Below are 11,953 nucleotides of genomic sequence, written 5' to 3' on the forward strand. Positions count from 1 at the left end.
AAACTCTATTCTGAGACGGTATTGACTAATTATCTCAACGCATCACACGCTAAATCTGCGTAATGAAGGAATATCACCATGAGCAAAATTTACGAAGACAACTCACTAACTATTGGTAATACACCACTTGTTCGTTTAAATAAGGTGAGCAAAGGTAACGTATTGGTAAAAATTGAAGCCCGCAACCCAAGCTTTAGCGTGAAATGCCGTATTGGTGCAAACATGATTTGGGAGGCAGAAAAGCAAGGTAAACTAAAAGCAGGCATAGAGCTGGTTGAACCTACCAGTGGTAATACTGGCATCGCTCTTGCCTTTGTTGCTGCAGCACGTGGCTATCAATTAACGTTAACCATGCCAGAGTCGATGAGCCTAGAACGTCGCAAGTTATTAAAAGCGCTCGGTGCCAACCTTGAACTCACCGAAGCGGCGAAAGGGATGAAAGGGGCGATTGCCAAAGCGGAAGAAATTGTAGCAAGCAACCCTAATAAATACTTACTGCTGCAACAATTCGATAACCCAGCCAACCCCGCGATCCATGAAAAAACCACTGGGCCTGAAATTTGGGATGCCACCGATGGCCAAGTTGATGTATTTGTCGCCGGAGTTGGTACTGGCGGTACACTCACTGGAACCAGCCGCTATATAAAAGGCGAAAAAGGAAAAGCCATTGTATCGGTTGCCGTAGAACCCGCCGAATCTCCTGTCATTACTCAAGCTTTAGCTGGTGAAGAAATCAAACCGGCACCACATAAAATTCAAGGGATTGGTGCCGGGTTTATTCCTGGCAACCTCGACTTAACACTGATAGATCGGGTTGAAACGGTCACATCCGATCAAGCCATTGACATGGCTCGTCGCCTTATGGAAGAAGAAGGTATCTTAGCTGGCATTTCTTCAGGCGCGGCGGTCGTTGCGGCTAATAGACTTGCAGAACTTCCTGAATTTGAAGGAAAAACCATCGTTGCTCTTCTACCAAGTTCGGCTGAACGTTACCTTAGCACTGCGCTATTTTCGGGTATTTTCACTGAAAAAGAAAACCAACAATAATATGTGGTGAAATCAAATTTTCGTTTAAAAATGCCCCGTACTGGGGCTTTTTTGTTGATCCTTGCCCCACCTTTGGTAATATCGGGGTGTTTTATTTTTAGCTTCAAAATAAAGAAGCCAACTAGATTAGAATCAAGGGTTACCATTCGCTTTGACGAATAAAAACTGTTGATTGTTTTAGACGAGGATAAGCTCTAACACGAAAATACGTTTACTGCTCTAGCAGAAATGATCGGTTAAGGTTAAGCTTATGCAAGTTAACAACTTACAAAAACTAAATTAATTGGGGTATAAAACATGTACGAGAAGCAAGTAGAAATCACGGCAGAAAACGGCCTTCACACTCGTCCAGCAGCACAATTTGTTAAAGAAGCAAAAGCTTTTGATGCAGACATCACCGTAAGTTCAAACGGTAAAAGTGCGAGTGCCAAAAGCCTATTCAAACTTCAAACGCTAGGCCTAGTAAAAGGTACTGTTGTGACTATTTCTGCAGAGGGTCCTCAAGCTAAAGAAGCGGTTGACCACCTAGTTGCACTCATGGATCAGCTTCACTAATAAGCATTTCCTATTGGAAAATCCAAGCCATTTTGTCTTCAACAAAATGGCTTTATTGGAAATATGTCCGAGAATAGGCTACATATTATCGTTAGCACTAACGTCCATTTTCTCCCGTTTACAGTTGACCAATTTAAGGTAAGGCTATGATTTCAGGCATCCTAGCATCTCCTGGTATTGCTATAGGTAAAGCATTACTACTTCAAGAAGATGAAATTGTCCTAAACACAAACACCATTTCAGACGCTCAAGTTGATTCAGAAATTCAACGCTTCTATGACGCTCGTAAAAAATCAGCGGCTCAGCTTGAAGTAATCAAACAAAAAGCGCTGGAAACTTTTGGTGAAGAAAAAGAAGCCATCTTTGAAGGCCACATCATGTTGCTTGAAGATGAAGAGCTAGAAGAAGAAATTTTAGCGCTCATCAAAAACGACAAACTTTCTGCTGATAACGCTATTTACACAGTGATCGAAGAACAAGCAACCGCGCTTGAATCTCTTGATGATGAATACCTAAAAGAACGCGCAACTGATATCCGTGATATTGGTTCTCGTTTTGTAAAAAATGCACTTGGTATTCATATTGTATCTATTAGTGATATCGACGAAAAAGTCATTCTGGTTGCTTACGATCTAACGCCATCTGAAACGGCACAAATCAACCTTGATTACGTGCTTGGCTTTGCCTGTGATATTGGGGGGCGCACCTCACATACATCAATTATGGCTCGCTCCTTAGAGCTGCCAGCCATTGTTGGTACTAACAACATCACCAAACAAGTAAAAAATGGTGACACGTTAGTTCTAGATGCGATCAATAACCAAATTTTTGTCAACCCAACAGAAGCTGAGCTTGAGCAGGCAAAACAAGTTCAACAAGCTTTCCTAGCGGAAAAAGAAGAGTTGGCAAAGCTGAAAGATTTACCCGCAGAAACGCTTGACGGCCATCGTGTAGAAGTGTGCGGTAATATTGGCACCGTGAAAGACTGTGACGGTATCATCCGTAATGGTGGCGAAGGTGTCGGCCTTTACCGTACCGAATTCCTATTTATGGATCGCGATGCTCTGCCTACCGAAGAAGAACAATATCAAGCCTATAAAGAAGTCGCTGAAGCGATGGATGGGCAATCTGTTATTATTCGTACCATGGATATTGGCGGCGATAAAGATCTTCCATACATGGACCTGCCAAAAGAAATGAACCCCTTCTTAGGCTGGCGCGCAGTCCGTATCAGTTTAGATCGCCGTGAAATTTTACGTGACCAATTACGTGGTGTTTTACGAGCATCCGCACACGGTAAATTGCGTATCATGTTTCCGATGATCATATCAGTTGAAGAAATTCGAGCCCTAAAAGAAGCGATTGAAGAATATAAAGCGGAACTTCGTCGCGAAGGGTTAGCGTTTGATGAAAACATCGAAATTGGTGTGATGGTAGAAACCCCTGCTGCTGCAGCGATTGCTCATCATTTAGCAAAAGAAGTGTCTTTCTTTTCTATCGGTACCAACGATTTAACGCAGTACACACTCGCGGTTGATCGCGGTAACGAAATGATTTCTCACCTCTATAATCCACTGTCACCGGCAGTATTAACGGTCATCAAACAAGTGATTGATGCCTCCCATGCAGAGGGCAAATGGACCGGTATGTGTGGTGAGCTTGCTGGCGATGAGCGTGCAACGCTGTTATTGTTAGGTATGGGCTTAGACGAGTTTTCTATGAGTGGCATTTCTATCCCTAAAGTGAAGAAAGTCATCCGTAACTCGAACTTTGCCGAAGTAAAAGCAATGGCACAGAAAGCATTATCTCTACCAACTGCGGCAGAAATTGAAGCTTGCGTTGAAAAATTCATCGCAGAGAAGTGCCAATAAGAAAAATCTCCCCTACAATAGGTGATGATGAGCAAACTCCTTGAAGGGTATAAAAATAGTCGTCTATTGTTTGGGATTGGTATACTATACTTCAATAAAATAAATTTAAACGTTAGGAGCATGACACAATGGGTCTGTTTGACAAACTTAAGAAGCTAGTCTCTGACGACAGCGCTGACGCAGGTGCAATCGACATTATTGCACCTCTCTCTGGTGAAATTGTAAACATTGAAGACGTGCCAGATGTCGTGTTTGCCGAGAAAATCGTTGGTGATGGTATTGCGATTAAACCAGCAGGTAACAAAATGGTTGCCCCTGTAAATGGTACTATCGGTAAAATCTTTGAAACTAACCATGCTTTCTCTATTGAATCGGATGATGGCGTTGAGTTATTTGTTCACTTCGGTATCGATACCGTAGAGCTAAAAGGCGAAGGTTTCAAACGTATTGCTGAAGAAGGTCAAGCGGTAAAAGTCGGCGACACCATCATCGAATTCGATCTTGCTCTACTCGAAGAGAAAGCGAAATCGACATTGACTCCTGTTGTTATTTCTAACATGGATGAAATTAAAGAGCTTAGCAAATTGTCTGGCTCGGTAACCGTAGGTGAAACACCTGTACTTCGTGTAACCAAGTAATTCAATACGATATCTTGACTGGAACGCTGCCCTTACCCGGCAGCGTTTTTTATTTTGAGATTGTTACCATTAGTTATTTAAACCCAACCTAAAGTCCAAGCGCATACCGTAAAATCTGTGTTTTAATCGGCCCTGAATGCTCCGCTCCTTTTAACACCATATTGCGTATCAGTTTTAATGGAAGCGAATGATTGCTGAAGGTTTTATAAAATAGATCCATGCTCGTTTGCATTAATAAGTTATCCGAACGACGTTTGCGTTCGTAACATTGAAACCGTTCCTCTGTCAGCTTTTGCTCTCCTTGTGTCACAGCCAATAAAGCGGCAACATCTTTGAAACCTAAATTAACCCCTTGCCCCGCCAAAGGATTAATCGTATGAGCTGCATCCCCAATAAGAACACATCTTTGCTTAACATAACGCTGGGCATGACGACGAGTTAATGGAAACGCCCCTCGTTGAATCACGGAGATCTTGCCCAGTTCAGAAGGAAAATGACTGACTATTTGATCACCTAACTGCTGATCACTCAAGTTCATAAGCTGCTTGATTCGTCTCGGCGAATCATACCAAACTAATGAAGCTTGCTGGCCTTGCAGCGGTAAAAATGAGCGAGGGCCTGAAGGAAAAAACTGTTGCCAGGTAATATCTTGTTGCGGTTTTTCTGTCTGCACATTAATCAACATGCAATGTTGACGATAATCCCACGCGGTCACTCCGATGTGGGCAAATGAACGAACCTGAGAGTTGGCTCCGTCCGCACCTATAATCCACTCGCCTGCCAGCGTTGTGCCCGACTGCAAGGTAACTAGGTGTGCACCGGTTGCTTGATACTGGATATTACTCAGTTTATCTGGACAAAAAACGGTCAACTCAGGACAATGGCTGAACTGTTCCCAAATGGCTAATTGGATCACTCGATTTTCAACCATAAACCCTAATTGGGCTAAACCTAAACTTTCACTAGTAAAACGAGTTCGACACGCTGAATGTTCCCACGTTTCTAAGCGGCGGTAAGGACAAACTCGTTTTTGCTTCACCCCTTCCCATGCTCCCAACGTATCGAGTAACGCAACGGAGGTGTGCGAAATAGCTGAAATTCGAACATCCATCGGCTGCTCTGGACAGAACAGCACTGGAGCCTCCCCTTCAACCAGAGCAACTCGTCGCCCCTGTTTAGCAAGGCCTAATGCTGCTGCTGCACCTACCATTCCCCCACCAATTACAATCACATCAAACGGGTTCATCTTCGCCACTTTAGGTTAATTTTACTTGTAACCCATTGTACGTGTTAAGGCTTTTTTTGCGAATATATTTCACTAAAAACCTTGCTGTTAGTAAGGAAAAAACTAAGTACTGACAAATGGTTAGCAGAGATTTTTGTCTATCACTAGTCAGTCACAAACGAAAGCAGTACAATACGCCGCTACCGCTGAGATGGCGGATTCCTATTTGAACGAATTATTGAACGAGCGAAAGTGAGATGAGTAAGAAACTGCTAATAAAAACCTGGGGCTGCCAGATGAACGAATACGATTCATCCAAAATGGCCGATCTGCTTAATGCAGCAAATGGCTATGAGTTAACGGAAGAGCCAGAGGAAGCAGACGTCCTACTACTAAATACCTGTTCGATCCGTGAAAAAGCGCAAGAAAAAGTTTTCCACCAGCTTGGCCGCTGGAAAACATTAAAAGATAAAAAGCCAAATGTAGTGATTGGCGTAGGTGGCTGCGTCGCGACCCAAGAAGGGGATCATATCCGTGAGCGTGCACCTTTTGTGGATGTTATTTTTGGGCCGCAGACCCTACACCGTTTGCCTGAAATGATCAGACAATCTCAATCGACCGAAGCCCCAGTGATGGATATTTCTTTTCCTGAAATTGAAAAATTTGACAGTTTGCCAGAACCTCGTGCAGAAGGGCCAACCGCCTTTGTTTCGATCATGGAAGGCTGCTCTAAATACTGTACATACTGCGTTGTGCCTTATACGCGTGGTGAGGAAGTTAGCCGTCCAATGGATGACGTGTTGTATGAAATTGCCCAACTAGCAGAACAAGGGGTTCGTGAAGTGAACCTGCTCGGACAAAACGTCAATGCCTATCGTGGCCCCATGCACGATGGCACCATTTGTTCATTCGCTGAATTACTACGTTTAGTCGCCTCAATTGATGGTATTGACCGCATTCGCTTTACGACCAGTCATCCATTAGAGTTTACAGATGACATCATCGCCGTCTATGAAGATACACCAGAGCTCGTCAGCTTCCTACATCTTCCAGTACAAAGTGGCAGTGATCGCATCTTAACCATGATGAAACGCCCACATACCGCGATTGAGTATAAATCGATCATTCGTAAACTACGTAAAGCTCGTCCTGATATTCAAATCAGCTCCGACTTTATCGTCGGCTTCCCTGGTGAATCGGATAAAGATTTCCAAGACACTATGAAGCTCATTCGTGAGGTTGATTTTGACATGAGCTTTAGCTTTATTTTTTCTCCTCGACCAGGAACTCCGGCCGCAGACTACCCATGCGACCTGTCTGAAGAGACCAAAAAAGCACGACTGTACGAATTACAGCAACAGATCAACAGTCAAGCGATGCGTTACTCGCGCCTAATGCTGGGCACTGAACAGCGCATCTTAGTTGAAGGTCCATCAAAGAAAAGCCTGATGGAATTGCGTGGTCGTACTGAAAATAACCGCGTCGTTAACTTTGAAGGGCCAGCTGAACTTATCGGCCAGTTTGTTGATGTAAAAATTGTCGATGTGTTCCCAAATTCCTTACGTGGGGAACTGGTGCGTACCGAACAAGAAATGAACCTTCGCGTCCTGATTTCTCCATCACAAATGATGGCTAAAACTCGTCGTGAAGATGAGCTAGGTGTGGCTACTTTCACCCCATAAACCTTGATGAACTTTAATGCCAAAATCACTTGGCGTTGCCGATAGGTGATAAGCATGCCCCATGAACATAGCACTGACCATGTGATTGGGGCGATTGAGCTTAGTGGCAACTTTAAGATCACAGGGATCTCGCTCGGAGAAAGGAGTACTCACGCTTAGTTACTAAAATCGGCGCAGCTGATTTTACCACCAAACTAGCACATAGTGTCATTGTATGCCCGTTATCATCGGGCACCATTCAATGACTGATTGAGAGGCCAATTTGAGCAATAAAGTCGTAACCTTAGAAATTAATCTTGAACCTTCTGATAACCACCGCCTAGCCAGTTTATGTGGCCCTTTCGACGATAATATCAAACAGCTAGAGCGTCGATTAGGGGTGGAGATCAATCACCGTAGTAATCTGTTTACCGTTGTTGGTAAAGCTCACACAGCTTCTGCTGCGATAGATCTCCTCAAAACTCTTTATGTTGATACTGCGCCGGTTCGTGGCCAAATTCCTGATATTGACCCTGAGCAGCTGCACCTTGCGATTAAAGAGGCTGGGGTTTTAGAGCAACATCAGGCATCCGCTATCACTCATGGTAAAGAGGTGTTGATCAAAACGAAAAAAGGGGTAATCAAACCTCGCACGCCGAATCAAGCTCAATATTTAGTCAACATGGTCACCCACGATATCAGTTTTGGTATTGGCCCAGCCGGAACAGGAAAAACCTATTTAGCCGTCGCTGCAGCCGTTGATGCGCTAGAAAGGCAAGAAATCCGCCGCATTCTACTCACTCGCCCTGCCGTTGAGGCTGGAGAGAAATTAGGTTTTTTACCTGGAGATCTCAGCCAAAAAGTCGATCCTTATTTACGTCCGTTGTATGACGCGCTATTTGAAATGTTGGGATTTGAGCGCGTAGAAAAACTCATTGAACGCAATGTCATTGAAGTTGCTCCGCTGGCTTATATGCGTGGTCGTACACTCAATGATGCCTTTATCATCCTTGATGAAAGCCAAAATACAACCGTGGAACAAATGAAAATGTTCCTCACCCGAATTGGCTTTAATTCTCGTGCAGTTATTACTGGCGATGTCACCCAAATTGACTTACCCAGAGGGGCGCGTTCAGGACTACGTCATGCGATTGAAGTGCTCAGCGAAGTTGATGAAATTAGCTTTAACTTTTTTCAATCAGACGATGTGGTTCGCCATCCCGTTGTGGCACGTATTGTTAACGCCTATGAAAAATGGGAAGCACAAGATCAAAAAGAACGTAAAGCTTATGAACAACGCCGACGTGAAGAGCGAGACGCTAAATTGGAAGAAACCAGTCCCACCTCGCCCCAATCAACGCCTGAGGAATCAAATCAATCATGAGTATTGAACTGGATTTACAAATTGCAGTTGAAAATGAACAAAACTTACCGAGTTTTGAGGATTTTTCAAACTGGCTTACCGCGGCAATCACGCCTTTCCAGTACCAAGCAGAGGTGACGATTCGAATCGTTGACCAAGCAGAGAGTCATCAGCTAAATTTAGACTATCGCGGCAAAGATAAACCAACCAATGTGCTCTCTTTCCCTTTTGAGGCACCACCAGAGGTCGAGCTCGATCTCTTAGGGGATTTGGTAATTTGTCAACCCGTTGTCGAACAAGAAGCCATTGAACAAGAAAAACCATTAATGGCCCACTGGGCGCATATGGTTGTACATGGTAGCCTTCATCTGCTAGGTTATGACCATATCGATGATCAAGATGCTGATGAAATGGAAGCACTTGAAACCGAAATCATGCAAAAAATGGGGTTTAACGACCCTTATTTAGCGGAGAAAAACTAAGCGGTGGATTGGATCACTGACGTCCCCATCGGCTTAATGTGAGCTATCACACATCTGATAGCGTTATCAATAAGAGACACAATGAACGACGATAATTCGCCCCATTCTACTGAAGGAAAAAAAGAAAAATCTGAAGGTCCGAGTAGAAAGTCCTTTTTTGAACGCCTAGGTCAACTCTTTCAGGGTGAGCCCAAAGATCGCCAAGAGTTAGTGGATGTGATCCGAGACTCTGAAGTGAATGACCTCATCGACCATGACACTCGAGATATGCTTGAGGGAGTGATGGAAATTGCAGAGATGCGAGTTCGAGATATTATGATTCCTCGCTCACAAATGGTGACCGTTGAACGTAACGACAACTTGGACTCTCTGGTCGCTTTAATCACAGATGCCCAGCACTCTCGCTACCCAGTGATTAGTGAAGATAAAGATCATGTCGAAGGCATTCTATTAGCGAAGGACTTACTCAAATACTTAGGCTCAAATAGCGCACCGTTTGACATCGAACAAGTCATTCGACCCGCAGTGGTGGTTCCAGAAAGTAAACGCGTTGATCGTCTACTGAAAGAGTTCCGCGAGGAACGTTACCATATGGCGATTGTCGTCGATGAATTTGGCGGCGTCTCTGGCCTTGTGACTATTGAGGATATTCTAGAAGAAATCGTTGGTGATATTGAAGACGAATTTGATGATGAAGAACAACTCGATATTCGCAAATTAAGTAAGCATACTTATGCGGTCAAAGCCCTGACTACCATTGAGTCGTTTAATGATACCTTTGGTACACAATTCAGTGATGAAGAAGTCGATACTGTCGGTGGTTTAGTCATGACCGCATTCGGTCACTTACCTTCTCGTGGTGAAGTCATTGAAATTGGCCATTACAGCTTTAAAGTGACCGCTGCAGATAGCCGTCGAGTGGTTCAGTTGCAAGTGACAATTCCTGATTTTGAAACGCTACCGGAAACTCAGGAAGAGTAAAAAAGTGCCCACCTTGCTCAGCCAAACTTCTGGCTGAGCTGATTACTTAAGAAAGTTACCGTTGATGAAAAATTGTATTCATCGCCTAATACGGCCTCTGATGGCCTTATCTATCGGCGCACTCACCACCTTAGCTTTTGCACCTTATCAAGTCTGGCCACTCGCTATTCTTAGCCCATGCCTCTTACTAATACTGCTTCATCATCGTTCAGCAAAACAAGCAGCGCTGATTGGTTATTGTTGGGGCTTAGGGCAATTTGGCTTTGGGATCAGTTGGGTACACATTAGTATCGATACATTTGGCGGATTACCCAAAATCGCCAGCTTCTCTCTGATGTTACTGCTGGTCGGGTATTTATCCATCTATAGTGCGCTCTTTAGTTGGACACTGAATCGCTTTTTCCCTCGCACTCATTGGGTTAAGTTTTTACTCACCGCTCCTGTCCTTTGGTTACTCTGCGATTGGCTTCGAGGCTGGATAATGACCGGCTTTCCTTGGTTATGGCTCGGCTATAGTCAAATAGATAGTCCATTGGCTTATTTTGCCCCGATCGGAGGGGTGGAGCTGATTACTTGGGTTGTCATTATAAGTGCAAGTTCTCTGAGTTATTCATTTCTGAATCGCTCATGGCTAGCTTTGTTGCTCCCTTTGATATTCTTTGTGAGCGCTTTAGCCCTTCAGAAGCACTCCTGGGTCACGCCTGAACCGGAAAGAACCATCACAGTGGCTATCGTTCAAGGTAATGTTCCACAATCACTCAAGTGGCATCCCAACCAACGTTGGCCAACCATTATGAAATATACCGATCTGAGTCGTGAAAATTGGGATGCTGATATTATTATTTGGCCAGAAGCCGCCATCCCGGCTTTTGAAGGAGAAATTGGTTCATTTCTTAGCAACTTAGATTCTGCTGCACAAATGAACCAGAGCGCAGTCATCACCGGCATCTTAAACCATGATCAGCAGGGACATTATTTTAATAGTATTTTAGCGTTAGGTGAGACAGAACATGCAGAGTATCGCTACGATGTCACTCAACGCTATCACAAACATCACTTGCTGCCATTTGGTGAGTTTGTGCCCTTCGAAGCATGGCTAAGACCTCTTGCGCCGCTGTTTAATCTCCCGATGTCTTCGTTTAGCCGAGGGGATTATATTCAACCCAATATCATCGCTAAGGGATTCGCCTTTGCCCCAGCCCTTTGTTACGAAATTATTTTCAACGAACAGCTAAGAGCCAACGTCACCGAGCAAACCGATTTTTTACTCACACTCTCAAATGACGCTTGGTTTGGGCGCTCGAATGGGCCACTGCAACACATGGAAATTGCTCGAATGCGAGCTTTAGAGTTGGGTAGGCCTTTAATACGTTCGACCAATAATGGGGTCACGGCCATCACCGATCAATACGGTAAAATCACCCACCAACTGGCGCAATTTGAAACTGGCGTCCTCAAAGCAAAAATCACCCCCACTCGAGGACAAACTCCTTATCATCAATGGGGAAGCTGGCCGCTCTATATGTGGTGTGGATTAAGTTTGGCAATCAGCCTTGGGATGAATCGTCGCCGCTCAATCCATCGCCCCTAGAATGATAAATTCAAGGGGTGACCTTACTCATGGCTGTAAAGGCTGACGACTAAATTGAGTGTTACCACAATGCCTGCAGGGCATAATTTCCGTTGGATGATTATACTCCACTTTATGAGCACAATTTTCGCAAACTAACACCCCCAAACCAATCATCTCACCAGAATGATAAAGGCCTTGATGTTGCAAATCTTGAAATAGTTCCACCCATTCCACTTTAGTTTTATCCGTGATGTCCAACAACCCTTGCCATAGGGTATTCGCTATCATTAAATAAAATGGCCCGTTTTTACTTTGCTCATACTCTGCAGCAAAAGCTTTTAAATCGGCTTTTACATACGCTGAAATTAACGCTAATTCGTCTTTGGTTAAATCATTAGCGGCGGCAACCACTTTGCCGGATGTTTCGATAATACGGTCTACTTCTTGTGGGCTTTGTTTGAGGGTTTCAACCACGTCTTCCAATAACGCCTCATAGCCTGCTGTCTCTTTTCGCATAAGTCACCTCCATCAAAACCGATTGGCTATTGTTGTGCTGG

At 44.1% G+C, this 11,953-nt stretch carries 12 protein-coding genes; 9 read left to right on the forward strand and 3 right to left on the reverse strand.

Translation table 11 applies throughout. The features are described 5' to 3' along the window. Positions 1-78: 78 nt before the first annotated feature. The 4 genes from cysK to crr all read left to right on the forward strand — a co-directional run bounded on the left by cysK (position 79) and on the right by crr (position 4,111). Entirely contained in the window at positions 79-1,047 is a 969-nt protein-coding gene (gene cysK / locus FKN05_RS05535) for a cysteine synthase A (RefSeq protein ID WP_170887055.1), read from the forward strand. A 297-nt stretch (positions 1,048-1,344) separates the two neighbouring features. After that, positions 1,345-1,602, forward strand: a complete 258-nt coding sequence (locus FKN05_RS05540) for an HPr family phosphocarrier protein (RefSeq protein WP_099612086.1) — start codon at positions 1,345-1,347, stop codon at positions 1,600-1,602. A gap of 146 nt (positions 1,603-1,748) precedes the next feature. Beyond that, positions 1,749-3,473: a phosphoenolpyruvate-protein phosphotransferase PtsI gene (gene ptsI / locus FKN05_RS05545; RefSeq protein ID WP_161428168.1), complete on the forward strand. Its 1,725-nt coding sequence runs from the start codon at positions 1,749-1,751 to the stop codon at positions 3,471-3,473. A gap of 128 nt (positions 3,474-3,601) precedes the next feature. Further along, the gene (gene crr / locus FKN05_RS05550; protein ID WP_099612084.1) at positions 3,602-4,111 is read left to right on the forward strand and encodes a PTS glucose transporter subunit IIA; all 510 of its coding nucleotides are present in this window, start codon (positions 3,602-3,604) and stop codon (positions 4,109-4,111) included. 88 nt (positions 4,112-4,199) lie between these two features. Here the strand turns inward: crr and FKN05_RS05555 are convergent, their stop codons facing one another. Further along, complete coding sequence (locus FKN05_RS05555) at positions 4,200-5,357, reverse strand: 2-octaprenyl-3-methyl-6-methoxy-1,4-benzoquinol hydroxylase (RefSeq protein WP_170887056.1); 1,158 nt, start codon at positions 5,355-5,357, stop codon at positions 4,200-4,202. Between the two features lie 236 nt (positions 5,358-5,593). Between FKN05_RS05555 and miaB the strand changes: the two genes are divergently transcribed. After that, positions 5,594-7,018: a tRNA (N6-isopentenyl adenosine(37)-C2)-methylthiotransferase MiaB gene (miaB, locus tag FKN05_RS05560; RefSeq protein ID WP_099612082.1), complete on the forward strand. Its 1,425-nt coding sequence runs from the start codon at positions 5,594-5,596 to the stop codon at positions 7,016-7,018. Here the strand turns inward: miaB and FKN05_RS05565 are convergent. Next, on the reverse strand, positions 6,992-7,171 hold the full coding sequence (locus FKN05_RS05565) for a hypothetical protein (protein WP_157928705.1): 180 nt from the start codon (positions 7,169-7,171) through the stop codon (positions 6,992-6,994). The two genes, miaB and FKN05_RS05565, sit on opposite strands and share 27 nt — an antisense overlap. 109 nt (positions 7,172-7,280) lie before the next feature. Here FKN05_RS05565 and FKN05_RS05570 point away from each other — a divergent pair, with 109 nt between their 5' ends. The 4 genes from FKN05_RS05570 (at position 7,281) to lnt (ending at position 11,414) form a co-directional block, all read left to right on the forward strand. Next, on the forward strand, positions 7,281-8,381 hold the full coding sequence (locus FKN05_RS05570) for a PhoH family protein (RefSeq protein ID WP_170887057.1): 1,101 nt from the start codon (positions 7,281-7,283) through the stop codon (positions 8,379-8,381). Further along, entirely contained in the window at positions 8,378-8,842 is a 465-nt protein-coding gene (gene ybeY / locus FKN05_RS05575) for an rRNA maturation RNase YbeY (protein ID WP_170887058.1), read from the forward strand. The genes FKN05_RS05570 and ybeY overlap by 4 nt, the downstream gene beginning before the upstream one ends. Before the next feature lie 81 nt (positions 8,843-8,923). Beyond that, the gene (gene corC, locus FKN05_RS05580) at positions 8,924-9,823 is read left to right on the forward strand and encodes a CNNM family magnesium/cobalt transport protein CorC (protein ID WP_099612079.1); all 900 of its coding nucleotides are present in this window, start codon (positions 8,924-8,926) and stop codon (positions 9,821-9,823) included. Positions 9,824-9,887: 64 nt separating this feature from the next. After that, positions 9,888-11,414: an apolipoprotein N-acyltransferase gene (gene lnt, locus FKN05_RS05585; RefSeq protein WP_161428165.1), complete on the forward strand. Its 1,527-nt coding sequence runs from the start codon at positions 9,888-9,890 to the stop codon at positions 11,412-11,414. A gap of 27 nt (positions 11,415-11,441) precedes the next feature. Here lnt and FKN05_RS05590 read toward each other — a convergent pair whose 3' ends face one another. Next, positions 11,442-11,912, reverse strand: coding sequence for a zinc ribbon-containing protein (locus tag FKN05_RS05590; protein WP_099612077.1), 471 nt, complete (start codon positions 11,910-11,912; stop codon positions 11,442-11,444). Positions 11,913-11,953: the final 41 nt, after the last annotated feature.

The organism is Vibrio sp. 1-1(7), assembly GCF_013048485.1.
GTDB classification, from domain to species: domain Bacteria; phylum Pseudomonadota; class Gammaproteobacteria; order Enterobacterales; family Vibrionaceae; genus Vibrio; species Vibrio fujianensis.